This is a genomic window from Sphingomonas sp. LHG3406-1 (assembly GCF_029637485.1).
In the GTDB taxonomy this organism is placed as follows: Bacteria; Pseudomonadota; Alphaproteobacteria; order Sphingomonadales; family Sphingomonadaceae; genus Sphingomicrobium.
Genome location: NZ_CP069128.1, coordinates 530,630 through 557,455, shown reverse-complemented (window position 1 = coordinate 557,455; position 26,826 = coordinate 530,630). Strand labels below are relative to the sequence as shown.

The 26,826-nt window shown below is 66.8% G+C and carries 29 protein-coding genes and 3 tRNA genes; 26 read left to right on the top strand and 6 right to left on the bottom strand.

All coding sequences use genetic code 11. The features are described from left to right. Positions 1 to 127: 127 nt before the first annotated feature. From lon to JOY29_RS02760, 3 genes are all read left to right on the top strand, one after another. Complete coding sequence (lon, locus tag JOY29_RS02770) at positions 128 to 2,524, top strand: endopeptidase La (protein ID WP_300974678.1); 2,397 nt, start codon at positions 128 to 130, stop codon at positions 2,522 to 2,524. A gap of 86 nt (positions 2,525 to 2,610) precedes the next feature. Continuing rightward, positions 2,611 to 2,883: an HU family DNA-binding protein gene (locus JOY29_RS02765; protein WP_300974677.1), complete on the top strand. Its 273-nt coding sequence runs from the start codon at positions 2,611 to 2,613 to the stop codon at positions 2,881 to 2,883. Between the two features lie 48 nt (positions 2,884 to 2,931). After that, a tRNA-Val gene (locus tag JOY29_RS02760) sits at positions 2,932 to 3,006 on the top strand. Here JOY29_RS02760 and JOY29_RS02755 read toward each other — a convergent pair. The 3 genes from JOY29_RS02755 to JOY29_RS02745 form a co-directional block, all read right to left on the bottom strand. Then, the gene (locus tag JOY29_RS02755) at positions 2,985 to 3,404 is read right to left on the bottom strand and encodes a hypothetical protein (protein WP_300974676.1); all 420 of its coding nucleotides are present in this window, start codon (positions 3,402 to 3,404) and stop codon (positions 2,985 to 2,987) included. The genes JOY29_RS02760 and JOY29_RS02755 overlap by 22 nt on opposite strands. An 8-nt stretch (positions 3,405 to 3,412) precedes the next feature. Continuing rightward, positions 3,413 to 4,126: a Crp/Fnr family transcriptional regulator gene (locus tag JOY29_RS02750; protein ID WP_300974675.1), complete on the bottom strand. Its 714-nt coding sequence runs from the start codon at positions 4,124 to 4,126 to the stop codon at positions 3,413 to 3,415. Between the two features lie 105 nt (positions 4,127 to 4,231). Further along, positions 4,232 to 4,660, bottom strand: coding sequence for an HIT family protein (locus JOY29_RS02745; protein WP_300974674.1), 429 nt, complete (start codon positions 4,658 to 4,660; stop codon positions 4,232 to 4,234). Between the two features lie 94 nt (positions 4,661 to 4,754). Here JOY29_RS02745 and JOY29_RS02740 point away from each other — a divergent pair. The 9 genes from JOY29_RS02740 (at position 4,755) to JOY29_RS02700 (ending at position 10,946) form a co-directional block, all read left to right on the top strand. Continuing rightward, positions 4,755 to 4,831 (top strand) — tRNA-His (locus JOY29_RS02740). Between the two features lie 32 nt (positions 4,832 to 4,863). Beyond that, positions 4,864 to 5,913: a Glu/Leu/Phe/Val dehydrogenase dimerization domain-containing protein gene (locus tag JOY29_RS02735; protein WP_300974673.1), complete on the top strand. Its 1,050-nt coding sequence runs from the start codon at positions 4,864 to 4,866 to the stop codon at positions 5,911 to 5,913. 63 nt (positions 5,914 to 5,976) lie between these two features. Beyond that, positions 5,977 to 6,693 carry a heme ABC transporter permease CcmC gene (ccmC, locus tag JOY29_RS02730; RefSeq protein ID WP_300974672.1) on the top strand — a complete coding sequence of 239 codons (717 nt, stop codon included), beginning with the start codon at positions 5,977 to 5,979 and terminating at the stop codon, positions 6,691 to 6,693. Then, positions 6,690 to 6,821 (top strand): hypothetical protein, encoded by a 132-nt coding sequence (locus JOY29_RS02725; protein ID WP_300974671.1) that lies wholly within the window; start codon positions 6,690 to 6,692, stop codon positions 6,819 to 6,821. Before ccmC ends, JOY29_RS02725 begins: the two co-directional genes overlap by 4 nt. Then, the gene (ccmE, locus tag JOY29_RS02720) at positions 6,818 to 7,264 is read left to right on the top strand and encodes a cytochrome c maturation protein CcmE (RefSeq protein WP_300974670.1); all 447 of its coding nucleotides are present in this window, start codon (positions 6,818 to 6,820) and stop codon (positions 7,262 to 7,264) included. Before JOY29_RS02725 ends, ccmE begins: the two co-directional genes overlap by 4 nt. Positions 7,265 to 7,394: 130 nt before the next feature. Continuing rightward, positions 7,395 to 9,308: a heme lyase CcmF/NrfE family subunit gene (locus tag JOY29_RS02715; RefSeq protein ID WP_300974669.1), complete on the top strand. Its 1,914-nt coding sequence runs from the start codon at positions 7,395 to 7,397 to the stop codon at positions 9,306 to 9,308. Beyond that, a complete protein-coding gene (locus tag JOY29_RS02710) occupies positions 9,305 to 9,835 on the top strand; it encodes a DsbE family thiol:disulfide interchange protein (RefSeq protein ID WP_300974668.1) in 531 nt (176 codons plus the stop codon). Before JOY29_RS02715 ends, JOY29_RS02710 begins: the two co-directional genes overlap by 4 nt. Beyond that, positions 9,832 to 10,245 carry a cytochrome c-type biogenesis protein gene (locus JOY29_RS02705; RefSeq protein ID WP_300974667.1) on the top strand — a complete coding sequence of 138 codons (414 nt, stop codon included), beginning with the start codon at positions 9,832 to 9,834 and terminating at the stop codon, positions 10,243 to 10,245. The genes JOY29_RS02710 and JOY29_RS02705 overlap by 4 nt, the downstream gene beginning before the upstream one ends. After that, positions 10,245 to 10,946 (top strand): hypothetical protein, encoded by a 702-nt coding sequence (locus tag JOY29_RS02700; protein WP_300974666.1) that lies wholly within the window; start codon positions 10,245 to 10,247, stop codon positions 10,944 to 10,946. Before JOY29_RS02705 ends, JOY29_RS02700 begins: the two co-directional genes overlap by 1 nt. Before the next feature lie 90 nt (positions 10,947 to 11,036). Here JOY29_RS02700 and JOY29_RS02695 read toward each other — a convergent pair whose 3' ends face one another. Both JOY29_RS02695 and ald read right to left on the bottom strand, forming a co-directional pair. Further along, positions 11,037 to 11,261, bottom strand: a complete 225-nt coding sequence (locus JOY29_RS02695) for a DUF3072 domain-containing protein (RefSeq protein WP_300974664.1) — start codon at positions 11,259 to 11,261, stop codon at positions 11,037 to 11,039. Positions 11,262 to 11,326: 65 nt separating this feature from the next. Further along, a complete protein-coding gene (gene ald, locus JOY29_RS02690) occupies positions 11,327 to 12,427 on the bottom strand; it encodes an alanine dehydrogenase (protein WP_300974663.1) in 1,101 nt (366 codons plus the stop codon). A 121-nt stretch (positions 12,428 to 12,548) separates the two neighbouring features. Here ald and JOY29_RS02685 point away from each other — a divergent pair, with 121 nt between their 5' ends. The 3 genes from JOY29_RS02685 (at position 12,549) to JOY29_RS02675 (ending at position 15,662) form a co-directional block, all read left to right on the top strand. Next, on the top strand, positions 12,549 to 14,504 hold the full coding sequence (locus JOY29_RS02685) for a potassium transporter Kup (RefSeq protein WP_300974662.1): 1,956 nt from the start codon (positions 12,549 to 12,551) through the stop codon (positions 14,502 to 14,504). Between the two features lie 62 nt (positions 14,505 to 14,566). Further along, complete coding sequence (locus JOY29_RS02680) at positions 14,567 to 15,133, top strand: PRC-barrel domain-containing protein (RefSeq protein WP_300974661.1); 567 nt, start codon at positions 14,567 to 14,569, stop codon at positions 15,131 to 15,133. Positions 15,134 to 15,158: 25 nt separating this feature from the next. Then, positions 15,159 to 15,662: a 2'-5' RNA ligase family protein gene (locus JOY29_RS02675; RefSeq protein ID WP_300974660.1), complete on the top strand. Its 504-nt coding sequence runs from the start codon at positions 15,159 to 15,161 to the stop codon at positions 15,660 to 15,662. Here the strand turns inward: JOY29_RS02675 and JOY29_RS02670 are convergent. Next, positions 15,659 to 16,078, bottom strand: coding sequence for a DUF3775 domain-containing protein (locus JOY29_RS02670; RefSeq protein ID WP_300974659.1), 420 nt, complete (start codon positions 16,076 to 16,078; stop codon positions 15,659 to 15,661). The two genes, JOY29_RS02675 and JOY29_RS02670, sit on opposite strands and share 4 nt — an antisense overlap. A 118-nt stretch (positions 16,079 to 16,196) precedes the next feature. On the opposite strand from JOY29_RS02670, the gene JOY29_RS02665 reads away from it, so the two are divergent. The 11 genes from JOY29_RS02665 to JOY29_RS02615 all read left to right on the top strand — a co-directional run bounded on the left by JOY29_RS02665 (position 16,197) and on the right by JOY29_RS02615 (position 26,823). Further along, positions 16,197 to 16,273, top strand: a tRNA-Met gene (locus tag JOY29_RS02665). A gap of 118 nt (positions 16,274 to 16,391) precedes the next feature. Next, a complete protein-coding gene (rpsB, locus tag JOY29_RS02660) occupies positions 16,392 to 17,147 on the top strand; it encodes a 30S ribosomal protein S2 (RefSeq protein WP_300974658.1) in 756 nt (251 codons plus the stop codon). Between the two features lie 150 nt (positions 17,148 to 17,297). Next, complete coding sequence (gene tsf / locus JOY29_RS02655) at positions 17,298 to 18,230, top strand: translation elongation factor Ts (protein ID WP_300974656.1); 933 nt, start codon at positions 17,298 to 17,300, stop codon at positions 18,228 to 18,230. Positions 18,231 to 18,388: 158 nt separating this feature from the next. Beyond that, a complete protein-coding gene (gene pyrH, locus JOY29_RS02650) occupies positions 18,389 to 19,114 on the top strand; it encodes a UMP kinase (RefSeq protein WP_300974655.1) in 726 nt (241 codons plus the stop codon). A 3-nt stretch (positions 19,115 to 19,117) separates the two neighbouring features. Continuing rightward, a complete protein-coding gene (frr, locus tag JOY29_RS02645; RefSeq protein ID WP_300974653.1) occupies positions 19,118 to 19,675 on the top strand; it encodes a ribosome recycling factor in 558 nt (185 codons plus the stop codon). 144 nt (positions 19,676 to 19,819) lie between these two features. Then, positions 19,820 to 20,488 carry a polyprenyl diphosphate synthase gene (gene uppS, locus JOY29_RS02640; protein WP_300975463.1) on the top strand — a complete coding sequence of 223 codons (669 nt, stop codon included), beginning with the start codon at positions 19,820 to 19,822 and terminating at the stop codon, positions 20,486 to 20,488. Further along, positions 20,485 to 21,132: a phosphatidate cytidylyltransferase gene (locus tag JOY29_RS02635; protein ID WP_300974652.1), complete on the top strand. Its 648-nt coding sequence runs from the start codon at positions 20,485 to 20,487 to the stop codon at positions 21,130 to 21,132. Before uppS ends, JOY29_RS02635 begins: the two co-directional genes overlap by 4 nt. Then, positions 21,132 to 22,286: a 1-deoxy-D-xylulose-5-phosphate reductoisomerase gene (locus JOY29_RS02630; protein WP_300974651.1), complete on the top strand. Its 1,155-nt coding sequence runs from the start codon at positions 21,132 to 21,134 to the stop codon at positions 22,284 to 22,286. The genes JOY29_RS02635 and JOY29_RS02630 overlap by 1 nt, the downstream gene beginning before the upstream one ends. Further along, a complete protein-coding gene (locus JOY29_RS02625; protein WP_300974650.1) occupies positions 22,286 to 23,416 on the top strand; it encodes an RIP metalloprotease in 1,131 nt (376 codons plus the stop codon). Before JOY29_RS02630 ends, JOY29_RS02625 begins: the two co-directional genes overlap by 1 nt. 141 nt (positions 23,417 to 23,557) lie before the next feature. Then, on the top strand, positions 23,558 to 26,215 hold the full coding sequence (gene bamA, locus JOY29_RS02620; protein ID WP_300974649.1) for an outer membrane protein assembly factor BamA: 2,658 nt from the start codon (positions 23,558 to 23,560) through the stop codon (positions 26,213 to 26,215). Beyond that, positions 26,215 to 26,823 carry an OmpH family outer membrane protein gene (locus JOY29_RS02615; RefSeq protein WP_300974648.1) on the top strand — a complete coding sequence of 203 codons (609 nt, stop codon included), beginning with the start codon at positions 26,215 to 26,217 and terminating at the stop codon, positions 26,821 to 26,823. Before bamA ends, JOY29_RS02615 begins: the two co-directional genes overlap by 1 nt. The last annotated feature ends 3 nt before the right edge of the window (positions 26,824 to 26,826 follow it).

Here is a 26,826-nt window from a genome sequence, read left to right as displayed (position 1 = left end):
AGCGGCGAACTGGACGAAGTGGACGACATGCCTTTTTCGCATGCCTCGCTCCCGAATTGATTAGCCGCCACGGGAAGCCCATATGACGGGAGAGGCCGCGTCCGCGGCACCGTGGAGCTTAGAGAACTTGACCCTTACCCTGCCGATCCTTCCCCTTCGCGACATCGTCGTCTTTCCCAAGCGGATCGTTCCCCTGTTCGTCGGGCGCGAGAAGTCGGTGGCGGCGCTGGAAGCGGCGATGAGCCAGGACAAGCAGATCTTCCTGGTTGCTCAGATCGACCCGTCGGAGGACGACCCCGATCGCGACGCCCTCTACGACCTGGGCGTCATCGCCACCGCCATGCAGCTGCTGAAGCTGCCCGACGGCACCGTCCGGGTGCTGGTCGAAGGCGTGAAGCGCGCCCGCCTGATCGGCCTTCGCCAGGAAGAAGGCCATCTTGCCGCCGAGGTCGAGGAAGTCGAGGAAGAGGGGGCCGACGGTCCCGAAGCGCAGGCGCTGATGCGCTCGGTGCTCGAGCAGTTCGACAATTACGCCAAGCTCAACAAGCGCCTGCCCGCGGAGACCGGCGTCCAGCTCGCCGAGATCGAGGAGCCCTCGGTGCTCGCCGATGCGGTCGCCTCCAACCTTTCGGTGAAGGTCGCGGACAAGCAGGCCTTGCTCGGCGAATTGAACCCGGCGCGCCGGATGGAGATGGTCTTCGCCTTCATGGAGGGCGAGCTCGGGGTCCTGCAGGTCGAGAAGAAGATCCGCAGCCGTGTGAAGCGGCAGATGGAGAAGACCCAGCGCGAATATTATCTCAACGAGCAGTTGAAGGCGATCCAGCGCGAGCTCGGCAACGAGAGCGAGGAAGGCGGCGACGAGCTGACCGAGCTCGCCGTCAAGATCCGCAAGACGCGCCTCAGCAAGGAAGCCCGCAACCGCGCCAATGCCGAGCTGAAGAAGCTGAAGGCCATGGCGCCGATGAGCGCCGAGGCGACCGTCGCGCGCAACTATCTCGACGTCCTGCTTGGGCTGCCCTGGGGCAAAAAGTCCAAGCTCAACAAGGATATCGTCATCGCCGAGAAGGTTCTCGACGACGACCATTACGGGCTTGAGAAGGTCAAGGACCGGATCGTCGAATATCTCGCCGTCCAGGCCCGCACCAACAAGCTCAAGGGTCCGATCCTCTGCCTCGTCGGCCCGCCCGGCGTCGGCAAGACCTCGCTCGGCCGCTCCATCGCCAAGGCCTGCGGACGCGAGTTCGTGCGCCAGAGCCTCGGCGGCGTTCGCGATGAGGCCGAGATCCGCGGCCACCGCCGCACCTACATCGGCTCGCTGCCGGGCAAGATCATCGCCAACCTCAAGAAGGCGGGCACCAGCAATCCGCTCTTCCTGCTCGACGAGATCGACAAGCTCGGCCAGGATTTCCGCGGTGACCCCGCGTCGGCGCTGCTCGAGGTGCTCGACCCGGAGCAGAACAACAAGTTCCAGGACCATTATCTGGAACTCGACTACGACCTTTCGGACGTCATGTTCGTGACGACCGCGAACAGCCTCGACATGCCCCAGCCTCTGCTGGACCGCATGGAGATCATCCGGCTCGAGGGCTACACCGAGGACGAGAAGGTCGAGATCGCCAATCGCCACCTCATTCCCAAGCAGCTCGAAGCGCATGGGCTGAAGAAGGGCGAACTCACCATCGCCGACGACGGGCTTCGCGCCATCCTGCGCTACTATACCCGGGAGGCGGGCGTCCGCACGCTCGAGCGTGAGCTCGCCAAGGTCGCCCGCAAGGCGCTCCGCCGGATCCTCGAGAAGAAGGACGAGGCTGTCACCGTCACGGCCGAAAACCTCAACGACTTCCTCGGCGTTCGTCGCCATCGCTTCGGGGTTGGCGAGGAAGAGGATCAGATCGGCGCCGTGACGGGGCTCGCCTGGACCGAGGTCGGCGGCGAATTGCTGACGATCGAGGCGGTGACCGTTCCCGGCAAGGGTCAGATCAAGACCACCGGCAAGCTTGGCGAGGTGATGCAGGAAAGCGTCCAGGCGGCGTGGAGCTTCGTCAAGGCGCGGGCGCCGAGCTATGGCGTCAAGCCTTCGCTGTTCGCCAGGAAGGACGTCCACGTCCACCTTCCCGAGGGCGCGGTGCCGAAGGACGGGCCGTCCGCCGGCATCGGCATGGTGACGGCGCTCATCTCGACTCTGACCGGGGTCCCGGTGCGTCGCGACGTCGCCATGACCGGTGAGGTGACGCTGCGCGGCCGCGTGCTTCCGATCGGCGGGCTCAAGGAGAAGCTGCTTGCGGCCCTGCGTGGCGGGATCACCACCGTTCTCATCCCGCAGGAGAATGAGAAGGATCTTGCCGAGCTCCCGGCCAACCTCCGGGAGGGCCTGACCATCGTTCCCGTGTCGCACGTCGACGAAGTGCTCGGCCGTGCGCTCAGCGCGAAGCTCGAGCCGATCGAGTGGAGCGAGTCCGACGAGCATGCGGCGGAGCCTGCGCAAGCGACCGCGGCAGCCACTCCGTCGGCCCTTCGTCACTAGCGTTTTCGGAGCGAAACGGGCATTCTTGCGTTGCTGTTTGAGGAAGGTCTCCCGCCGGGTTTCGTGGGAGCTGGGGATGAGTGCGGATGAACAAGCAGGATCTGATCGGCCAGGTGGCCGAACGTGCGGGACTGAACCGCAATGACGCGGCCCGTGCGGTCGAGACCATGCTCGAAGTGATTACCGACGCACTTCGCCGGGGCGACGAGGTGCGCCTGGTCGGCTTCGGCAATTTCGTCGTGACCCGTCGCAAGGCCTCGGTTGGACGCAATCCGCGCACCGGCGAGCCGCTCCAGATCGACAGCACCGCGCAGCCCAAGTTCCGCGCCGGCAAGATCCTCAAGGAAGCCGTTCAGTAAGGCTGGACAGTCCGGGGGTGGTCGGCTAACCGCCCCTCCCGTCAGCGTGGGCGCGTAGCTCAGTGGTAGAGCACACCCTTCACACGGGTGGGGTCGTAGGTTCAATCCCTACCGCGCCCACCACGCTTTTCAGCCATCAAGCGAACCACCGGCAGCGCCGCGAACAGAAGCTGCGCGCAGAGCCCGAGGCTCCCCGCCGTGGTCCGCAGCGCCGCGACCTGTTCCGCATGGCTCCGATCGAACAGCGTCAGCCCGAAAACCCGTTCGCAAGTCGCCAGCAGCGCGAAGGCGGTTAGCCCCATGATCAGGCGCGGGCGGGCCTCGCTGGGGACGAGCAGCCTCCGCACCAACCAGGCGCAGGCAAACCAGCCCGCGCCGAGCATCAGCGGAAGCTCGATCAAGGTGGCGGCAGTCTCGCCGATGCTCGACGCGACGAACAGCACCCGGATCGTGCCGAGGAGAAAGCCCAGCAGGAAGGCGGCAAAGCCGTACGCAAGGCCGGCCGCGACGGCGCGGCGCACGGCCTGGCCTATTGCAGGTACGTCGAATTGAAGCTCGCCACGCGCCGAATCTCGGACCAGTCCTCGAACACGATCTCGCGGCCATCGCGGCGGATCAGTCCCTGACGCTCCAGGTCCGCGAAAACGCGGTTCACGTTGACGCTGGTCTGGCCGGTGATGTCGGCGATCTGCTGCTGGGTGAACGGGTTGAGCAGGCTGCCTTGTGTCGGATCGACCCCGCTTCGTTCGGCGGTTTCGCAGAGCAGATGCGCGACCCGTGCAGTGCTGTCGCGCCGGCCGCAGTTGAGCAGCCACTCGTAGCCGATCGAAGCATGCCGCTCCGTCAGTTTCCAGAAGAAGCGGGCGAGCTCGGGATGGGCATCCACGATCGGATCGAAGTCCTTGCGCTGCCCGACGGCCACCTTGCTTCGGACGATCGCCTGGATGCCATAGTCCGCCGGCGTATCGTGCGGGAGGATGCCGTCGCCGGCGAAGCGCAGTGCGATGATCTGCCGCCGCCCCGATCCATCCGACTTGTATTTGGAAAGAATGCCCGAATGAACGAAAAAGACCTCGCTCCGCTCAACCCCCGGGTCACGAAAGGGGCGGCGAGGTTCTACTTCGACAACCTTGTGCGGCATCTGCTCGAGCAAAGTCGCCAGTTCGGGCTGCAGTCCGGCGCTGATCAACGCCTCGGCCATCCCGATCTCATCCCCCGCAGCGCCCCTGGAGCGTCTACCCATCGTCATTCGCCTTCCACTCTCGCGTAACAATTATCTCAATGCGGGACAGGCGGTGCAAGCAAATTAACTCAGGTTAAAAGAGTGCCAGAAACGCGCCATTCCATGTTACCAATGGCGGCGGAGATGCTCGATCAGAGACTCCGACGCCGGCTGCGTCGTTAGGAGATCAGGTTGCGCGGGCCAACCCGAGTCGAAAAAAGCACTCCCTTCAAAGGCCCGATCGCCGGAGTAGCGCGGGATGATGTGGAAGTGGACGTGGGGGTCGACCATCATCAGCATGAGATAGTTCACCCGCTCATAGTCGCTGACGGCCTTCAGCATACGCTCGATCCTCGCGACCAGCTCGCCCTGCTCGGCAAAGGCTTCGGCGGGGAGGGCGCCATAGGCCGTCTCCTCACTCGTCGAGCACAGGACCAGGCTGCCGAGCGTCGGCTGGGCCGGGCGCACCAGCACCGCCCAATGCCGTCCTTCATGGACCAGGGTTCTGGGATAGCCGAACTTGACGAGTGTTGCGTGCGGGGAAGAAAGGGGCATGATCGTGGTCGACTTGCTTGCATCGGGACGCGGTCACCCTTAAGGGGCTGGCGCGCCGTGCCAAGCCGTTTCACCGCTTTGGTCCACGGTCGTGGCGATCGTAGCTCAGTTGGTTAGAGCATCGGTTTGTGGTACCGAGGGTCGCGGGTTCAAGTCCCGTCGATCGCCCCATTTTCCTCCTGGCGAACCGGACTTTTCCCTTCATGACCGACCTGTGGAGCCTGCCCGATTTCGACGGGCACGAGGCAGTGCACTTCGTAACCGACAAGGCAAGCGGCCTGCGTGCCATCATCGCCATGCATTCGACCCACCTCGGGCCGGCCGCAGGCGGATCGCGCTTCTGGCATTATGCCGACAATGCCGATGCACTGACCGATGCGCTTCGCCTGTCGCGCGGGATGAGTTTCAAGAACGCCATGGCCGGCCTTCCGCTGGGCGGCGGCAAGGCCGTCATTCTTGCTGACGAAGCTCGGACCAAGACCCCTGCCATGCTGACCGCCTTCGGCCGCGCGGTCGAAGGCCTTGGCGGACGTTATGTCACCGCCGAGGACGTCGGGATCAACGTCGCCGACATGCAGGCGGTTCGCCGCGAGACCCGTCACGTCGCCGGACTTCCGGTCGCCGAGGGCGCGGTCGGCGGCGATCCGGGTCCGCACACCAGCTATGGCGTCTTCCTCGGCCTCAAGGCCGCCGTTCGCCGGGCGCTCGGCAAGGACAGCGTATCGGGCCTCCACATCGCGCTGCAGGGCGCCGGCAGCGTCGCCAGCGGCGTTGCGCGCCGGGCCGCTGCGGAAGGCGCTCGCCTGACCATTGCCGACGTCGACCAGGCCAAGGCCGCCAATCTCGCGGCCGAAGTCGGCGGCACGCTCGGCGACCCCGCGACCATCCTTTCGATCGAAGCGGACGTGGTCAGCCCCAATGCGCTCGGCGCCGTCCTTGATGACCAGAGCATTGTGGCGCTGAACTCGCCGATCGTGGCGGGCGGTGCCAACAACCAGCTCGCCCGCCCGGAACATGGCGCGGCGCTGATGGCCCGCGGCATCCTCTACGCTCCCGACTATGTCATCAACGCGGGCGGGATCATCAACGTCTCGACCGAATATCTGCAGGACGGCGATGCCGAGGTAGTCCGCCGCCGCATCGAAGGCATTCCCGGCCGCCTCGACGCGATCTGGAGCGAAAGCGAGTCGAGCGGCCGCGATCCCGCCACGGTCGCCGACGCCATGGCGCGCAAGCTGATCGGACGCGGTTAGGCCATCCGTACAAGGGCCTAGTGCAAAGCGGTGGCAACCATAATAAGACGCGGTCCCAGACCCATGCACCGCTTTGCCAATCCCGCCCGTTTCCTGAAGATCGCGAAGCCCGCCACGGCATGGCTGTTGGGGATCGGCCTGGTGCTGACCGCGATCGGCGTGGTCGGTGCCTTGTTCATCATGCCGCCCGACTACCTGCAGGGCGACACCGCCCGCATCCTCCACATCCACGTGCCTGCCGCCTGGCTCGGAATGGGCGGCTGGACGGGAATCGCGGTCGCATCCGTCATGCAGATTGTGTGGCGCCATCCCCTGGCGGGAGTCGCCGCCCGGGCAATCGCGCCCGCCGGTGCATCGTTCGCAGCGCTCTGCCTCGCCACCGGCTCCATCTGGGGCCGTCCGACCTGGGGCACCTGGTGGGAGTGGGACGGCCGGCTGACCAGCATGCTGGTGCTGTTCTTCCTTTACTGCGGCTACATGGCGCTGTCGGCGGCGGAGAAGGAGCGGGGGCCCGACGGCCGCGCCGCGCCGGTGTTCGGCCTCGTCGGCGCGCTCAACATCCCGATCATCCATTTTTCGGTGCAATGGTGGAATACCCTCCACCAGGGCGAGAGCATCGAGCTCACCGGAACCAGCATCTCGCCCGAGATCCTGTGGCCGCTCTTCTTCACCCTGTTCGGCTTCTCGGCCCTGTTCGGTGCCGTGGTGCTGCTGCGGATGCGGACCGAGCTGGCGACGTCGAAGGTCGAGGCACGGCTGCGGAGGACGGCGGGCGCATGAACCAGTGGGCCTTCGTCATCGCCGCTTATGTGGTGACCCTCGGCGGCACGGCCGGACTGCTCGGCTGGTCGCTGATCGCCTGCCGCCAGGCCGAGGATCGGGCCGAAAGGATCGGCCGCCGCCAATGACCCTCGCACCCAAGCACCAGAGGCTGGTGCTGGTCCTGCTTGCGGTCACCGCCCTGATCGGGGCCGTGCTGCTCGCCATGTGGGGCCTCGCCGATCGCGCCGCTTACTTCCGCACGCCGCAGGACGTCACCGCCGGCCGCGCCGAGGTGGGCGTGCCGCTGCGGCTCGGCGGCATGGTCAAGGCGGGCTCGATCAAGCGCCAGCCGGACGGCGTCAGCGTCGCCTTCGTGATGACCGACGGCGTCGGCGAAGTCCCCGTCCGCTTCACCGGCATCGTGCCCGACCTGTTCAAGGAAAATAGCGGCGCGGTGGCCGAGGGTCAGCTTCAGCCCGGCGGCACCTTCGTCGCCGACAACATCCTCGCCAAGCATGACGAACGCTACATGCCGCCGCAGATGGGCAATCAGGCAGCGGAGATGATGACCTGGGAGACGGTCAAGTGACGAGTGCGCGAAGCAAGCTCGTCATGCCGGGCTTGACCCGGAATCCCCCTGTCTTCGTTCGACACGCGCTGGTCCAGGGAAGGCAGACTCCGGATCAAGCCCGGGGTGACGTCCTCTTCCCGGTGCACGCATGATCGCCGAAGCCGGCCTGGCCGCGCTCTGGCTCGCCTTTGCGCTCGCCCTGCTCCAGTTCTGCCTTGCGCTCGCCGGCAACCGCCTTGGCGATCTCAAGACGCTCGTCGCCCCGGTCGCGGTGGCGCAGGGGCTTTTGACCCTGCTCGCCTTCGTCCTGCTGATCTGGCTGTTCGTGCGCACCGACACCAGCGTCGAACTGGTCGCCGCCAACAGCCACAGCGCCAAGCCCTTCATCTACCGCTTCTCCGGCACCTGGGGGAATCACGAAGGCTCCATGCTCCTGTGGGTGACGGTGCTGTCGGCCGCGGGTGCCCTGCTCGCGCTGATCGAGCGTCGTCTGCCCGAAGCCAGCCTTCGCGCGACGCTCGGTGCGCAGGCGCTGCTGGCCCTCGGCTTTTTCAGTTTCCTGCTGATCGCCTCCAATCCCTTCACCCGCCTCGATCCGGCGCCGCCGCAAGGGCAGGGGCTCAATCCCCTGCTGCAGGATCCGGGCCTGGCCTTCCATCCGCCGACCCTCTACCTCGGCTATGTCGGCCTGTCGGTCGCCTTCAGCCTCGCCGTCGGCGCCTTGCTGACCCGCGAGGTCGGCCCCGCCATGGCCCGCGCCATGCGCCCGTGGGTCCTCGGCGCCTGGGTGCTGCTGACCATCGGTATCGTCGCCGGCAGCTACTGGGCCTATTACGAGCTCGGCTGGGGCGGCTGGTGGTTCTGGGATCCGGTCGAGAATGCCTCGCTCATGCCCTGGCTCGCTGCCACGGCCCTGCTTCACTCGATCAACGTGCTGGCCGCGCGCGGCTCCTTACGCGCCTGGACCGTCATGCTGGCGGTGGTCGCCTTCTCCATGTCGATGATCGGCACCTTCCTGGTCCGGTCGGGCATCCTCACCAGCGTCCACAGTTTCGCGGTCGACCCCACCCGCGGCAGCTTCATCCTTGGCCTGCTGATCTTCTACACCGGCGGCGCCTTGCTCCTGTTTGCGCTGCGCATCGCCTCCGTCCGCGAAGGCGCGCGGTTCGACCCGGTCAGCCGCGAAGGCGCGCTGGTCGCCAACAACCTCATCCTCTCGGTCATCCTCGGCACCGTCTTCGTCGGCACCCTCTATCCGGTGGCGGTCGAGGCCGTTTCGGGCGAGAAGATCTCGGTCGGTCCGCCCTATTTCAACGCGGTCACCGGACCCCTGGTCCTGATCCTCGCCGCGCTGCTGTTCATCGGTCCGCTGCTGCGCTGGCGCAAGGACAGCCGACCCAATCTCCGCCGCATCGCCGGACCGGCGCTTGTCACGGTCGCCGCCTTCGGCCTGACCTTCCTCGACCCCGCCATGGGCATCCTGCCGCGTCTCGGCCTCGCCTTCGCGGCAGGGCTCGCTACTGCCAGCTTCCTGCCGCTCGCGGGGCGCGACCTGCGCCGAACGCCCCTGACCATCTGGGGCATGGTGATCAGCCATCTCGGGATCGCAGTCGCCATGGCCGGCGCCGCCTCCGACGCCGCCTTCACCCGCGAGACGCTCGCCGCCGCCCGTCCCGGTCAGGTGCTTGGCGTCGGACCCTGGCAGGTGCGCTTCAACGGCGTCGACCCGGTCCCCGGACCCAATTGGACGGCGATCGAGGGGCATCTGGTCGCGACCCGCGGCGGCACCTCCATCCGCCTCGATCCGCAGAGCCGCTACTTCAGCTCGCCGGCGACCGAAACCAACGAAGCGGCGATCGCCACTCGCTGGAACGGTCAGCTCTACACCGTCATCGGCCATCGCGAAGGTGACCGCTGGCAGCTCCGCCTGTGGTGGAAGCCGTTCGTCACCCTGATCTGGCTTGGCGGGGCGCTGATCGCGCTCGGTGGCCTGCTGGCGATGATCGGCCGCCTGCGCCGCGAGAGAGGACGGCCTCTACCCGTCTCCGGAGCCGCGGTATGAGCCGCCGCCTCTGGCTGATCGTCCCGCTGCTGATCTTCGTCGGCTTCGTCGCCGCCGCGGCCTGGCGGCTGGCTGCGCCGCCCGACAGCAACATCCGCTCGCGCATGGTCGGGCGGGAGGCGCCGGCCTTTGCCGCCGGGCCCATGCTGCCCGGCCGACCCGGCCTCGCCACTGCCGACCTCGGCCAGGGCAAGCCGCGCCTGGTCAACTTCTTCGCCAGCTGGTGCGTCCCCTGCATCGCCGAGGCGCCGGTCCTGCTCGAACTCCAGAAGCGCGGCGTCGCGATCGACGCCGTCGCCCTTCGCGACAAGCCGGAGGACGTCACCGAATTCCTCGCCAGATATGGCGACCCGTTCGGCGCGATCGGCGACGATCCGGTCGGCGAGGCGCAGATCGCCTTCGGCTCCTCGGGCGTGCCGGAAAGCTTCATCGTCGATGGCCAGGGCATCGTCCGCTACCAGCACATCGGCCCGATCGCGCCCGAGCAGGTCGCCGAGGTGATGGCCGAGTGGGAGAAGGCGAAGTGAGATTTCTCGCCGCCCTGCTGCTGCTCGTCGCTACGCTCGGATCGACGCCGGCCGCTGCCCAGTCGGACCGCCCACCGGCACCCTACGCCTACACGCAGCTGTCCGACCCGAAGAAGGAAGCCGATGCGACGGCCCTGATGGCGGAGCTGCGCTGCCTCGTCTGCCAGGGCCAGTCGATCCACGACAGCGACGCCGAAATGGCGGGCGACATGCGCCATCTCGTCCGCACACGGATCGAGGCCGGCGAGAGCCCCGAGCAGGTCCGCACCTTCCTCATCGACCGCTATGGCAGCTGGGTCAGCTACCAGCCGCGGCTCGACCGGGCGACCTTCGTCCTGTGGCTTGCGCCCCTGCTGCTGCTGCTCGGCGGCGGCTTTCTCGTCTTTCGCCGAATGAAGGTGCGCCGCTGATGGGCTGGATCTGGCTGTTCGTCCTGCTGATCGCGACGGCGGGCGGCCTGTCGCTGGCGGGCAAGCTGCGCGGCGCCGCGCTGCAGGTGTCGCTTGCGGCGCTGATGCTGGGCGCGGCGGGCTATGCCTATCAGGGACGGCCCGGCCTCCCGGGCGCTCCGCGCGAAGGTGGCCTGTCCCGGCCCGCGCTCCCGCTGACCGAAGCGCGTCAGGCGATGCTCGGCAACTTCACGGCGGGTGAGCGCTACCTCATCATCGCCGACAGCTACGCCCGCCGCGGCAACACGGACGAGGAGCTCGGGGCAATCCGCGCCGGCCTCAAGGCCTATCCGAGGGACCTGGCGCTCAACATCGGTCTCGCCAATGCGCTCGTCGACCATGCGCAGATGGTGACACCGGCCGCCGAACTCGCCTTCGAACGCGCGCAGCAACTGGCGCCTCAGCACCCGGCGCCGCTCTTCTTCCATGGCCTGGCGCTCGCCCGAAGCGGCGATCTCGAGCGCGGCCTGGTGCAGTTCCGCGCCGCACTCGCCTTGGCGCCGCCGGGCACCAGCTACCGGCCGATGATCGAACAGGGCGTACTGTTGCTCGGCAACTCGATCACCGAGCAGCAGATGGTGCCGAACCAGGCGCCGAGACAGGCGGCACCCAGCGCAGCCCCGCCGCCACCGCCGCAAGCGCAGCCGTCACCCCGGCCTTGAGCCGGGGTCCCGCCTCTGCCTTGCGCACGAATTAGGAAATAAGCGGGATCCCGGGTCGAGCCCGGGATGACGTGAACTGGGGGAAAGTGCCTATTCGCCGCGCCCGGTCTCATGCTGGAGCGCGTCGATCTTCTTCGAAGCGTCGGCCTTGCTGAGTTCGGGATCGAACTCCTCGCCCGCTTCCTCGCTCAGAGTCTGAAGGTAGGAGGCCTGGGCACCCGTCATCGGCTGGTCGCCAGTGGTCCACTGGTCGGGATCCTTGACCGCATTACCGGTCGGATGAGCCTTGGGATTGTCGTCGATGTTCGTCGTCATTGTCCTGCTTTCCCAATACCTTGAGTAAGCAGGACAACGACGATGTTCTTATTGTGTTCCGCCGGTTAGGCGGGCACGAACTCCAGGTCCAGAGCCTCGGCGACCGCCTGGTGACGGATCTTGCCGCCGCTGACGTTGAGCCCGTTGGCGAGGTGCGGGTCGGCCTTCATCGCCGCTTCCGCGCCAAGGTTCGCGAGCTTGAGCGCGAAGGGCAGGGTCGCATTGTTGAGCGCGAACGCGCTGGTGCGGGCGACCGCGCCCGGCATGTTGGCGACGCAATAATGGATGACGCCATCCACCTCGAACACCGGGTCGGCGTGGGTGGTCGGGTGGCTGGTCTCGAAGCAGCCGCCCTGATCGATGGCGATGTCGACCAGCACGCTGCCGCGCTTCATCGTCTTCAGCATGTCGCGGGTGACGAGCTTCGGCGCCGCCGCGCCCGGCACCAGCACCGCGCCGATCACCAGTTCCGCTTCCTCGACCGCACGCGCAATGGCGTCGCGGCTGGCGTAGGCAGTCTTGATCTGGCTGCCGAAGAACATGTCGAGTTCGGCGAGGCGCTCATTGCTGATGTCGTAGATGGTGACGTCGGCGCGCATGCCGACCGCCATCTGCGCCGCATTGACGCCGGAAACGCCGCCGCCGAGGATCGCGACCTTGGCCGGCGCTACTCCGGGAACGCCGCCGAGCAGCACGCCGCGGCCACCCTGGGCCTTTTCGAGATAATGGGCACCGACCTGGACGCTGAGCCGGCCGGCGACCTCGCTCATCGGCTTGAGGAGGGGCAGGGCGCCCGAGCGGCTGGTCACCGTCTCGTAGGCGATGCAGGTCGCGCCGCTTGCCATCAGACCCTCGGCCTGCGGCTTGTCGGCGGCGAGGTGGAGATAGGTGAACAGCAGGTGGTGCGGCTTGATCATCGCGATCTCGCCGGGCTGCGGCTCCTTCACCTTGACGATCATCTCGGCGGTTTCGAACACCGAAGCGGCGTCGGGCAGGATCGTCGCGCCGGCCTTCACATAGGCATTGTCCGGGCAGTCGATGCCCTTGCCGGCGCCGGTCTCGACGAACAACTGGTGGCCGGCCGCGACCAGCTCCTTGACCGAGGCCGGCGTCAGGCCGACTCTATACTCGTGGTTCTTGATTTCCTTGGGCACGCCGACGCGCATGGGAAGTGTCGCTTTCTCGATGGGGGTGAGCAAGTGAGTGTCGCGCGCGCCTATAGACCGGGAAGATCGCAATGTGCCAGCGATTGCGGGCAGTCGAGGTCGCTGCTAGGGCGCGCGCCCGATGAACGTCACCGCTGAAGGCGCTGCCCAGCCCGCCAACCCGGCGGTGACCGAGGACAGCAACAGTCACGGCCACCAGGCCCAGGGCTCGCTGGCCAAGCTCATGGTCGGCGCCGCCGGAGTCGTGTTCGGCGACATCGGCACCTCGCCCATCTATGCCTTCCGCGAGACCTTCGCCGGCCACCACACGCTCGAGCCCGACCGGCTCCACATCTACGGCGTGCTCAGCCTGATCTTCTGGTCGATGATGATCATCGTGACGCTGAAATACGTCACCATCATCATGCGCGCCGACAACAAGGGGGAGGGCGGCAGCCTGGCGCTGCTGGCGCTGATCAACCGCTCGACCGGCACCACCCGGCGCTGGACCGCGGGGATCGTCATGCTCGGCGTGTTCGCGACCGCGCTCTTCTACGGCGACAGCATGATCACGCCCGCCATCTCGGTCCTGTCGGCGGTGGAAGGGCTGACCACGGTCAACAGCGCCTTTCAGCCCTACGTGCTGCCGATCTGCATCGGCATCCTGGTCGGCCTGTTCATGATCCAGAGCCGCGGCACGGCCAAGGTCGGCAACCTGTTCGGCCCGGTCATGCTGTTCTACTTCGCGACCCTGGCGGTGCTCGGCGCAAGCCACCTCGTCACCTCTCCGGGGCTTCTGCTGCAAATGCTGAACCCGGTGAATGCGCTGGCCTTCTATTATGCCGAGCCGCTTCCCGCCTTCATCGCCATGGGTTCCGTCGTTCTGGCGGTCACCGGCGCCGAGGCGCTTTACGCCGACATGGGCCACTTCGGTCGCCGGCCGATTCGCTTCGCCTGGATGTTCGTCATCGTCGCGCTGCTGCTCAACTACCTCGGCCAGGGCGCGATGCTGCTCCAGCAGACGCCCGAACAGGCGCGCGAGCTGGTCAAGAACCCCTTCTTCTTCCTCGCCCCGGAAGCCTTGAGGCTGCCGCTGGTGCTGCTCGCGACTTGCGCGACCGTGATCGCCAGCCAGGCGGTGATCACCGGCGCCTTCTCGGTCACCCAGCAGGCGATCCAGCTCGGCTTCATTCCGCGGTTGCGAATCCTTCAGACCAGCGAGAGCGCCAAGGGCCAGATCTACATCCCGATGATCAACTGGGCGCTCATGGTCGCCGTGATCCTCCTCGTGGTGAGCTTCGGCAGTTCGTCCAACCTCGCGGCCGCCTATGGCATCGCCGTCACCGGCGCGATGTTCATTGACACCCTGCTGCTCGCGGTCGTGTTCTTCACCCTGTGGAAATGGCCGGCCTGGAAGGCGGTACCGCTGCTCGCGCTCTTCCTGCTCGTCGACATCCTTTATTTCGGCGCCAATCTGATGAAGGTTCCGGACGGCGGCTGGGTGCCGCTCGTCGTCGGCGTGGTCGGCTTCACCCTGCTCACCACCTGGGCCAAGGGCCGCAAGCTGATGATGGATCGGATGGCGGAGGCGAGCCTGCCGATGGAGGTGTTCGTCAAGAGCGCCGCCGGAAGCGCCACCCGCGTTCCCGGCACCGCCGTCTTCATGACCTCCAGCGCCAAGGGCGTGCCCCACGCGCTGCTCCACAACCTCAAGCACAACAAGGTGCTCCACGAGCGGGTGATGCTGCTGACCGTCCGGATTGAGGATGTCCCCTACGTCCGCGCCGAGCGTCGAATGGAGACGCAGGATTATACCAACGGCTTCTTCCGCGTGATCCTCCGCTATGGCTTCATGGAGGAGCTCAATGTGCCGGCCGAACTCGGCAAGCTGCAGAATTGCGGTCCGGCCTGCCGGATGATGGATACCAGTTTCTTCCTTGCCCGGCAGACGCTTATCTCCACCACCAACCGGCCCGGCATGGCCAACTGGCGGGAGCGGCTGTTCGCCTGGATGCTGCGCAATTCGGAAAGCGCGATGGAATTCTTCAAGCTGCCCCCCAACCGGGTGGTCGAGCTCGGCAGCCAGGTCGAGATCTGATCCGTCCCTCCCTCTGGCGGAAGGGATGATGAACTAGCGCCAGCCCCACGCATTGCACCTGCATGGATCAACTTGCCTCCTGGGTCGCGACCGCCGCGACCATCATCGCCGCCTGCTTCACTGCATCGAATCTCGGCAGCCGGATCACCGGCATCGGCTTCATCATTTTCACGATCGGTTCGATCGCCTGGTTCACCACCGGTTTTCTGACCGACCAGCCCGCTTTGATGTGGACCAATGCCGTCATGACGCTGCTCAACCTGTTCGGCGTCTATCGCTGGCTGGGGCGGCAGGCGAAGCTGGAGGAGGGCGCCAGCAAGGCCGCCGAGGCGAGTGCGGCGGCGCCGGGCGAGGACCTCTTCCCGGCCTCCAGCCTCACCGCATCGCGCCTCACCGGACGCGACGGCGAGGCGCTCGGGACCACGGTCGATGCCATGCTCAGCTGCAAGGGCGGCCAGCTTCGCTATCTCGTCGTCGCACAGGGCGGCGTGGCGGGGGTTGGCGAGACCTTCCGCCGGGTGGACTGGCGCTTCGCCGGCGTGCACGAAGGCGCGGTGGCGACCGATCTCGACGAAGCGGGCTTCAGGTCCCTGCCCGAACTCCAGAAAGACAATTGGCCCGGGGCGTGAGCGACCTGCCCGGGAAGGAGCCGCGGTGAGCGGCGCGCTGATTGTCACCGCCGGCCTCGGCCCGGAGGATTTCGCCTGGCTCGACGGCCAGCGCCGTGCCTATTTCCCGCCGGAGCGCAACCAGCTGTCGGCGCACCTCACCATGTTCCACGCGCTTCCGCCCTCGGCCGAGCACGAGGCTTCCCGCCTCCTGTCCGAACTTGCCCGCCGGCCGCCGCCGCGCGCCACGGTCGCGGGGCTGATGAACCTCGGGCGGGGCGTGGCCTACCGCATCGTCTCGGACGAACTCGAAGCCGTGCGCCGCGAGGTCGCCGACCATTTCCACGGTTCGCTGTCGGCGCAGGACGGGCAGGGCTGGCGTCCTCACGTCACCATCATGAACAAGGCCGAGCCTGCGGCTGCGAAAGCGCTGCTCCGCGACCTCGAAGCGGACTTCCGCCCGCGCCCGCTGAGGATCGCCGCGCTGGAGCTCCACCGTTACCTCGGCGGCCCCTGGGAACGCCTCGGCCGGTGGAGCTTTCGCGCTTAGCTGAGGTCGCCAACCCCGTCGCAGCTGAGCTCGAACGCGGCCATGCCGGCCTCCAGCACGCTCGCCAGCATCGGCATTTCGAGGAACTGGTCGACCACGCCGCCGGCCGCCACCTCGTCATTGGCCTCCGCGATCGCCTCGTCCCAGTCGGCGGCTTCGTAGGTGCCCTGGCCGACCCAGCAGAAGGCGAGCAGCTCGGCCTGCTGGTCTTCGGCAAGGTCGTCGATCGCCGCGCGAAGCTCTTCCTCGACCCCGTCGTTGAGGTCGTCGTCGAGGACGCTCAGCGCACCCTCGTCGTCATCGTCGACATTGTCGGCGCCTTCGCCCTCGTCATAGTCGCTCGGCGTCTGCGCTTCATATTCCCGCGCTCGCAGGATGATGCGGCACAGGGTATCCAGCGGGGTCAGCGGGTCCATCTTGGTTGGTCTCCTTCGTCCAGCCAAACACAAGTGCCGAAGAAGCGGTTCCTTGGCGTTGACCCTGTCCGACCTGGCGCGTATAGGCCCGCCCGCCGTCAAGGCGCCCTTGTCATGGGGCGGAGTAGCTCAGCTGGTTAGAGCAGCGGAATCATAATCCGCGTGTCGGGGGTTCAAGTCCCTCCTCCGCTACCATTTCCGGGCGCCCGACGCGGCGACAAACCCGCATGGGAGGCATCATAGCCCGGTGCGGCGCTTCTACGGAAGCGCTCGTTCCCGCCTCCCAGAGGATCAACCGGAAGGAGATATCCCTATGGCGAGCACGCTCGTCACCATGCAGCAATTGCTCGAGGCTGGCGCCCACTTCGGCCACCAGACCCACCGCTGGAACCCGCGGATGAAGCCGTACATCTTCGGCGACCGCAACGGCGTTCACATCATCGACCTGTCGCAGAGCGTTCCGCTGTTCGCCCGCGCCCTCGACTTCGTCCAGCAGTCGGTCGCCCGCGGCGGCAAGGTGCTGTTCGTCGGCACCAAGCGCCAGGCGCAGGATGCGGTGGCCGAAGCTGCCGGCCGTTCGGGCCAGCACTTCGTCAACCATCGCTGGCTCGGCGGCATGCTGACCAACTGGAAGACCATCTCCAACTCGATCAAGCGCCTCAAGAGCCTCGAGGAGCAGCTGTCGGGTGACACCGCCGGCCTGACCAAGAAGGAAGTGCTGCAGCTCACCCGTGAGCGCGACAAGCTCGAGAAGAGCCTTGGCGGAATTCGCGACATGGGCGGCCTCCCGGACGTCATGTTCGTGATCGACACCAACAAGGAAGAGCTGGCGATCAAGGAAGCCAACGTCCTCGGCATCCCGGTCGTCGCCATCCTCGACTCGAACTCGAACCCGGAAGGCATCGCTTTCCCGGTTCCGGGCAACGACGACGCCAGCCGCGCCATTCGTCTCTATGCCGACGCCGTCGCCGAAGCCGCGACCGCCGGCAAGACCGGCAATGCGCAGCGCCAGGGTGTCGACATCGGCGCCATGGCCGAGCCGCCGGTCGAAGCCGCCGTCGAGGCGTAAGCTCGATTTTCCCCTCCCGCTCGCGGGAGGGGAAGAGGCGCGAAGCGCCGAAGGGGAGGGCCTGTCACCGCGGTGACGCTCTCCTCTGCTCATACACTCCCTCCCCCGGCCCCTCCCGCAAGCGGGAGGGGAGAAGCAAGGACAAGATACATGGCTGAGATCACGGCCGCACTGGTCAAGGAACTGCGCGAGCGCTCGGGCGCCGGCATGATGGACTGCAAGAAGGCGCTTGCCGAGAACAACGGCGACATCGAAGCGTCGATCGACTGGCTGCGCGCCAAGGGCCTGGCTTCGGCGGGCAAGAAGGCCGGCCGTACCGCCGCCGAGGGCCTGGTCGGAGTCGCCGTCCAGGGCACGAAGGGCGTGGTCGTCGAGGTCAACTCGGAAACCGACTTCGTCGCCAAGAACGAGCAGTTCCAGGGCTTCGTCCGCGACGTCACCAATCTCGCGCTCACCACTGGTGATGATGTCGAGGCGCTGAAGAAGGCCGCCATGCCGAACGGCAAGTCGGTCGAGGAAGCCCTCACCGAGAATATCGCGACCATCGGCGAGAACCAGAACCTGCGCCGTGCGAAGAGCCTGAGCGTCGGCCAGGGCGCGGTCGTCAGCTACGTCCACAATGCCGCCGCTCCGGGCATGGGCAAGATCGGCGTGCTGGTCGCGCTCGAGGGCGATGCGCCGGCCGACAAGCTGGAAGCCATCGGCAAGCAGCTCGCCATGCACATCGCCGCGGCTGCGCCGCTGGCACTGACCGGCGACGCCATTGATCCGGCGATCATCGAGCGCGAGGCGGCCATCGCCCGCGAGAAGAATGCCGACAAGATCGCCGGCAAGCCGGCCGACATCGCCGAGAAGATCCTCAAGGGTCCGGTCGACAAGTTCCGCAAGGAAAGCGCCCTGCTCAGCCAGGCGGTGGTGTTCGACGGCAAGACCCCGGTCCAGGACTTCGTCGCGGCGGAAGCTAAGGCGGCGGGCGGCTCGGTTGCGGTCAAGGACTTCGTCCGCTTCCAGCTCGGCGAGGGTATCGAGAAGCAGCAGAGCGACTTTGCCGCCGAAGTCGCCGCCGCCGCCGGCGTGGCGTAAGTCCTTCCCCTCCCGCTCGCGGGAGGGGAAGGCTTGTCTTGACAGACTCTCCTCCGACCCCTCCCGCAAGCGGGAAGGGAGGAAGAGACTTCCCAACGGGGCGGGGGCTGCATAGAAGCGCCTCCGCCCCGTTTCGCTTGCTGGAGACCGAACGCCCCATGCCCCGCCGCTTCAACCGCATCCTCCTGAAGCTGTCGGGCGAGGCGTTGATGGGGCCTGGACAGTTCGGGATCGATCCCGACACGGTCGCCGCCATGGCTGCCGAGGTGAAGGCCGCCAAGGAAGCCGGCTTCGAGCTTTGCCTCGTCATCGGCGGCGGCAACATCTTCCGCGGCATGGCCGGGGCAGCCAAGGGCATGGACCGCGCCCAGGCCGATTACATGGGCATGCTCGCGACCGTGATGAACGCGCTCGCCATGCAGAATGCGCTCGAGCAGCTCGGCGTCGACACGCGGGTTCAGAGCGCGATCAAGATGGACCAGGTGTGCGAGCCGGTGATCCGCCGCCGTGCCGAGCGCCACCTTGCCAAGGGCCGCGTCGTCATCTTCGCGGCCGGCGTCGGCTCGCCCTATTTCACCACCGACACGGGTGCGGCGCTCCGTGCTGCCGAGATGAAGTGCAATGCGCTGTTCAAGGGCACCAGCGTCGATGGCGTCTATTCGGCCGACCCCAAGAAGGTCGCCGACGCCAAGCGCTTCGACACCATCGGCTTCGACCGGGTGCTCGCCGAAGACCTCAAGATCATGGACGCGGCCGCGGTCGCGCTGTGCCGCGACAACGATATTCCGATCGTCGTCTTCAACATCCGCCAGCCCGGCAATCTCGCCAAGGTGCTGGCCGGGGAAGGCGTTGCAACGATCGTTCAGGACCAGGAGGGAAACTGACTTATGCCAGCCTATGACAAGGCCGATCTCGCTCGCCGCATGCACGGCGCGGTGGAAGCGCTCAAGCACGACCTCGGCGGGCTTCGCACCGGCCGCGCATCGACGGCCTTGCTCGATACGATCAACGTCGACGTCTACGGCGCCAACATGCCGATCAACCAGGTCGCGACCGTCTCCGTGCCGGAGCCGCGGCTGCTCAGCGTTCAGGTGTGGGACCGCTCCAACCTGAGCGCCGTCGAGAAGGCGATCCGCAATGCCGGGCTCGGAATCAACCCGATCACCGACGGGCAGGTCATCCGATTGCCGATCCCCGAACTGACGGAGGAGCGCCGCAAGGAGCTTGCCAAGCTCGCCGGCCAATATGCCGAAAAGGCCCGAATCGCCGTGCGCAACGTCCGCCGCGACGGCATGGACGGGCTCAAGCAGGACGAGAAAAAGAACGAGATCAGCGAGGACGAGCGCAAGCGGTTTGAGACCGAAGTGCAGAAGCTGACCGACGACACGATCAAGGAGATTGATGCGACGGCCGCGGCCAAGGAGAAGGAAATCCTCGGCAAGTGAGCTCCCGCCAGGCTCAAGACGTGCTTCGACTTGGCTCGGCACGAACGAGGTGAGGGCATGACCGAACCTGTTGTTCGCCCTGACCAGAGCGAGGAGCGCGTCGTCGAAGGACAAGGCGCCATCCCGCGCCATGTCGCCATCATCATGGACGGCAACGGACGCTGGGCGTCCAGGCGCAGCCTTCCACGGGTCGCCGGTCATCGCGCCGGCGCCGAGGCGGTTCGCCGCACCATGCAGGCGGCGGTCGATGCCGGGGTCGAGGTCCTCACCCTCTACGCCTTCTCAAGCGAGAACTGGCGCCGGTCCGAAGACGAGGTCAGCGATCTCAAGGGACTGATGCGCTTCTATCTGGAGCGCGAACTCGGCACGCTGCAGAAGGAAAAGGTCCGCCTGAGGCTGATCGGCGAGCCCGCGGCCTTCGGCAACGAGCTCTACGATCGCCTGCAGCAGGCTGTCGCGGAGACCGCCGGCAACGACCGGCTGACCCTGGTCGTGGCGCTCAACTACGGCAGCCAGGCCGAACTGGCCGGGGCCGCCCGCGAGCTGGCCCGACGGGCGGCCGCAGGAGAGATCGAAGCCGACAGCATCGACATCGGCGCGCTCGAAGGCTTGCTTCACACGCGCGACCTGCCGCCGCTCGATCTTCTGATCCGCACCTCCGGGGAGGTTCGCCTGTCCAACTTCCTGCTGTGGCAGGCGGCCTATGCCGAATTGCACTTCACCGACACGCTGTGGCCCGACTTCGACGAGGCGGCCTTCAGCGCGGCACTGGGCGAATTTGCCCGGCGGCAGCGGCGGTTCGGCGGTCGATGAGCGAAATCGCCTTGCGCACCGTCACCGGTGTGCTGATGATCCTGACGGCGCTCACCGCCGAATGGTTTGGAGGCACCGCCTTCGCCATCCTCGTCGCGGTCGCCGCCACGGCCATCTACTATGAATGGGCGAAGATGGTGCGTGGCTGGGGCATCCAGTGGCACGTCGCTGGCTTCTTCTTCGCCCTTCTTCCTGCCCTGTCCCTGCTCTGGGTGCGCGAGCGGGGAGGGGAGCCTGCCGGCAGCCAGGGTTTCGAACTGGTGCTGTGGACCTTCATCGTCACCTGGAGCGCCGACATCGGCGCCTTCTTTACGGGACGGACCTTTGGTGGCCCCAAGCTGGCTCCGACGATCAGCCCGAACAAGACCATCTCGGGACTAGTCGGCGGGCTGGTGGCCGCAACGTTGCTGGGCGGCATCTGGGCGGCCAACCAGGGGCTGCACTGGGTCTGGCTCATGCTTGCGCCATTCTTCGCCTTCGCGGCCGCGCTTGGCGACCTGTTCGAAAGCTGGATGAAGCGTCAGGCCGGAGTCAAGGACAGCGGGCGGATCCTGCCTGGCCATGGCGGCGTGTTCGACCGGCTCGACGGGCTGGTGCCGGTGGCGGTGCTGACGGCCGCTGGGGTCATGGCGGGCCTCGGCTGATGAAGCGCATCGCCATCCTTGGCGCGACCGGTTCGATCGGCACCTCGACCCTCGACCTGGTCGAAGCCGCGCCGGAGCAGTTCGAGGTCGCTGCCGTCACCGCGGCCAGCAATGTCGCCGAGCTTGCCGGCATCGCCCGCCGCACCCGCGCCCGTCTGGCCGTCATCGCCGACGAAAGCCGGCTGGAGATGCTGCGCGAAGCCTTGTCCGGCACCAACATCCAGGCCGCTGCCGGAGAGTCCGCGCTCGCCGAAGCGGCCGTGTCGGCCGACCTCGTCATCGCTGCCATCGTCGGCACCGCCGGGCTGGCACCGGTCATGGCCGCAGTCCGCGCCGGCCGGACGATCGGCCTCGCCAACAAGGAAGCGCTCGTCTCCGCAGGCGCCCTGATGATCGAGGAAGCCCAGCGCACGGGCGCTACCTTGCTTCCGATCGACAGCGAACATAACGCTATCTTCCAATGCCTTGCGGGCCAGGATTGCGACAAGGTCGCACGATTGATCCTGACCGCCAGCGGCGGTCCGTTCCGTGCCTTCACGCTCGACGAGATGGCCGGAGTCACCCCGGCCGAGGCGGTCGCGCATCCCAATTGGTCGATGGGCGCCAAGATCAGCGTCGACAGCGCGACCATGATGAACAAGGGCCTCGAGCTGATCGAAGCCCATCATCTCTTCGGGTTGCCGGAAAGCCGCATCGACATCATCGTCCACCGCCAGTCGGTGATCCACAGCCTGGTCGAATATGCCGACGGCTCCATGCTCGCCCAGCTCGGGAGCCCCGACATGCGGGTGCCGATCGGCCATATCTTGGCCTGGCCCAGGCGGATGGCGACGCAGGCACGCCGGCTCGACCTGATCGAAGTGGCCCGGCTCGACTTCGAAGCCCCCGATCCGGTGCGTTTCCCGGCGCTGCGCCTCGCACGCGAGGCCCTGAAGCGGGGCGGTGCGGCACCGCTGACGCTGAACGCCGCGAACGAGATAGCCGTCGAAGCCTTCCGTGCATCGCAAATCAGCTTTCCTGCCATCGCCGCTCTGGTAGAAGCCATGCTCGACGCCATGGACCGGCCACTGCCCTCTTCCATCCCTGACGTGCTGGCGCTCGATTCCGAGGTCCGCGCGATCGCTCGCGAGCGCCTGGCGAAGCTTTCCGCCTGATGCTCGAGACACCGCCGATCTGGTTCATCCTGCTGGCTTTCCTGGCAGCGATCGGGCCGCTCGTCTTCTTCCATGAATTGGGTCACTATCTGGTCGGCCGCTGGTTCGGGGTGGGTGCCGAGACCTTCTCGATCGGCTTCGGCCGCGAAGTCGCCGGCTGGACCGACAAGCGCGGCACGCGCTGGAAGGTCGGCTGGCTTCCGCTCGGCGGCTACGTCCGCTTCACCGGCGACATGGACCCGGCCAGCATGGGGCAGGGGCTCGACAAGCTCTCGCCCGAGCTGCGCGCGAAGAGCTTTCATGCGAAGCCCGTCTGGCAGCGGGCTCTCGTCGTCGCGGCCGGCCCGATCGCCAATTTCCTCCTCGCAATCCTCATCTTCGCCGCCTTTCTCGCCTGGAACGGCGCGCCGAGGACTCCGGCGGTGGTCGGCGGCGTGCTCGCGGGCTCGCCCGCCGCTTCTGCCGGGCTGATCGAGAACGACCGGATCGTCGCCGTCGACGGCCGCACGGTCGACCGGTTCGACGATCTTGCCGATTACAGCCGCCTTCGCCCCGGTGAGGAGATCGTCCTCGTCGTCGAGCGCGAGGGCAGGCGCTTTGCCGTTCCCACCCGCCTCGCGACGGTGACGGAGAGCGACCGCTTCGGACAGACCTACCGGATCGGTCGGCTGGGGATCGCCACCACGAACCGGGTGTTCGAACCCGTGCCCGCCGCTGAACTCCTTCCCGAGGCCGTCCGCATCACCGCCGCGACCATCGAGAAAACCGCGCTCGGCCTGTGGCAGATCATCACCGGCCGCCGCCCGATCGAGGAGCTTGGCGGGCCGATCAAGATGGCGCAGGTCGCCGGGCAGGTCGCCAGCATCGGCTGGTTCGAGTTCGTGCAATTGCTCGCCTTCTTCTCGATAAACCTCGGGTTCATCAATTTGCTGCCAGTCCCCATGCTCGACGGGGGACATCTGGCGCTTTACGCGGTGGAGGCAGCACGCCGCCGTCCGCTTGGAGCCCAGGCGCAGGAGTGGCTGTTTCGCGGCGGGCTTGCCGCCCTCATGACCCTGATGCTGGTGGCGACGGTCAACGATCTCACGCAGGTGGGGCTTTGGCAGAGGCTTGGGGACATGCTGGGCTAAGCTCGGCTTGATTAAACAAGGTTGGCGGGGCAGGGCGCCGCCGCTAGGAGCAGGCGGGGCGCCGGCGGTCTCAGGCGCCGCTGCATTTCGTCACCTGAGGATGCGGGGAACGATTACGTGAGTTCAGAAGGCGACAAGGCTTTGATTCAACGAACCCGCGCGGCACTGCTGCTTGGTACCATCATCGGCGGCTGGTCCGCTCCGGCCCTCGCGCAGACGGCGCCGGCGGCCACGCAGCCCGCCCCGGTCAGCACGCAGCCGGCGCCCGCCGCGCCGCAAGCTGCGCCGGTCGCTGCGCCGCAAGCTGCGCCGGTCGCCACTCCGGCTCCGCAACCGCAGCGGGTCGTCCGCTCCATCGCGGTGCGCGGCGCCCAGCGCCTCGAGGCGGAAACGGTCCGCTCCTATTCGCAGCTCCAGCCCGGTCAGGCCTATGACGCCGAAGTGCTCGACGAGGCCCTGAAGGCGCTGCTGGCGACCGAACTGTTCGCGGACGTGCAGATCACCGGTGCCGACACCGGCAACCTCGTCATCGAGATCCGCGAAAATCCGGTCATCAACCGCATCGTGCTCGAAGGCAATCGCCGCCTGAAGGACGACAAAATCCTGCCCGAGATCCGGCTTGCGCCGCGGCAGATCTTCACCCGCTCCAAGGTCCGTTCCGACGTCGAGCGCATCATCGAGCTCTACAAGCGCCAGGGCCGCTTCGGCGCCCGCGTCGAGCCGAAGGTCGTCAACCTCGACCAGAACCGCGTCGACCTCGTGTTCGAGATCAGCGAAGGCGACCTGTCCAAGGTTCGCGCGATCAACATCATCGGCAACGAGCAGTTCGACGACGGCAAGCTCCGCAAGGAAATGTACACCCGCGAGTCGGGTGGACTGCTCGGCTTCCTCAAGTCGAACGACACCTACGATCCGGACCGCCTTGCCGCCGACCAGCAGAAGCTTCGCGCCTTCTACCTGACGCAGGGCTATGCCGACTTCCGCGTCGTCTCCGCGCTTGCCGAACTGACGCCCGACCGGCGCGACTTCGTCATCACCTACGTCGTCGAGGAAGGCGAGCGCTACAAGTTCGGCGACATCGCCGCGGAATCCGAACTGCGCGACCTGAAGCCCGATACGATCGTCAGCCTGGCGGGAGTCAAGAAGGGCGACTGGTTCAACGCAAAGGCGATCGAGGATGCGGTCACGCGCCTCAACGAGGCCGCCGGCATCATCGGCTATGCCTTCACCGAGATCGACCCCGCCTACGAGCGGGATGCCGCAACCCGCACGATGGGCATCACCTTCCGTGTCGGTGAAACGCCGCGCACCTATGTCGACCGCATCAACGTGTCGGGCAACACCGGCACCCGCGACAAGGTCATCCGCCGCGAGTTCCGCGTCAACGAGGGCGATGCCTTCAACGCGGTCAAGGTGAAGCGCAGCCAGGACCGCATCCAGAGCCTCGGCTACTTTCAGGAAAAGCTGGAAATCAAGCAGGAGCAGGTCGCTCCCGACCGCGTCGCGCTCAACGTCGAGGTCGAGGAGAAGCCGACCGGGCAGCTCCAGCTGTCCGCCGGCTATTCGAGCCTCGAGCGCTTCATCCTCGCGGTCAGCGTCGAGCAGAACAATTTCCGCGGCATGGGACAGTCGCTCTCGGCCGGCGTGAACTACTCCCGCTATTCGAAGTCGGTCCAGCTCGGCTTCACCGAGCCCTATCTGTTCGACAAGCAGATCCTGCTTGGCGGCCAGCTCTACCGGCAGGACTTCAACAGCTTCAACTTCGTCGGCGAAGAGCGGAACCGGACCTACAGCCAGGCGCGGACCGGTGGTGGCCTGTCGCTCGGCTTCCCGATCAACGAATTCATCAATTTCGGCACGCGTTACACGCTGAACCTCGATGACATCACGCTCGATCGCGGCACCTTCTACACCAATGGCGTCTGCGATCCGGCCAAGGCCGGCCAGTATCTCTGCGACGAGCTCGGCAAGCGCACCACCTCGCTGCTCGGCTACAGCCTGATCTTCGACAACACCAACGGCATCCGCGCCTCGCGCGGTCAGCGCCTGTCCTTCAGTCAGGATTTCGCCGGTCTCGGTGGCGACGTGCGCTACGTCCGCCAGCGCGCCGAAGCGACCAAATATTGGGGCCTCGGCGCCGGCTTTATCCTGTCGGCGCGAGCCGAGGGCGGATACATCCACCCGCTCCAGGACGCCCGCCGCGCCGATCTCGACCCGATCCGCATCTCGGACCGCTTCTTCACGCCCCAGCTCCGCGGGTTCGATATCCGTGGCATCGGTCCTCGCATCCGGCGCACCAACTACACCGGTGACGGAAGCACGCTCGAGGAGAGGGGCCAGATCACCGACGCGCTCGGCGGTCGCGCCTATTACATGGGCCGGCTCGAGCTCGAGATCCCGCTCGGCGCCGGTGCCCGAAGCCTCGGCCTGAGGCCGTCGGCCTTCGTCGACGTGGGCTCGCTGTTCAAGCTCAAGTCGCCGACGCTGACCAACCTGCCGGGTGTCTGCTACTACATTCCCACCAACACCACGACGGCGGCCCCGGCGCCGCAGGTGCTGACGGCCGGCCAGACGCAGACGAATTGCGCGACCGCGCCGACCAATACGACCCTCAGCTTCTCTCCAGGCTATCGCGAGGAATTCCTCGGCAACAGCGCCAAGCCGCGCCTTTCCGTCGGCATCGGCGTCAACTGGACCTCGCCCTTCGGCCCGCTCCGCATCGACATCGCCAAGGCCCTGCTGACGCAGGACGGCGACGATCCCAAGCTCTTCCAATTCAACGTAGGGACTGCATTCTGATGACCAACAAGATCGTTCTCGGCCTTCTTGCCGCGGCTGCTGTCGCTGCACCCGCCGCCGCCCAGAACCGCCTGCCTGCGGCGGTCGTGGCCGTGGTCGACACCGACCGCATCTACACCGAGTGCACCGCCTGCCGCACGGCCGTCGCCCAGCTGCAGACGCAGGCCAATGCCCTGCAGTCGCGCCAGCAGGCGCTCGCCGGCCCGATCCAGACCGAAGGTCAGGCGATCGAAGCGGCCATTCAAGCCCTTCCTCAGGCGCAGCGCACCAGCCCGCCGGCAGCGCTTCAGCAGCGCGTCCAGCGCTGGCAGCAGTCGCAGCAGACCGCCAACCAGGAGCTCGGCCGACTGCAGCAGAACCTCCAGTCGACTCAGGCTCACGTCCGCCAGCAGATCGACGCCCGCCTCGGTCCGATCATCAACCAGGTGATGACCACCCGCGGCGCCAATGTCGCGGTTGACGTCAACGCCACCCTCGCGCGTGCCAACGGCATCGACGTCACCGCCGACGTGCTGACCGCCCTCAACTCGCAGGTTCCGTCGGTCAGCGTCACGCCGCTGCCGCAGCAGCAGCAGCCGGCGCAGCAGCAGCGCCCGACCGGCCGCTAACAG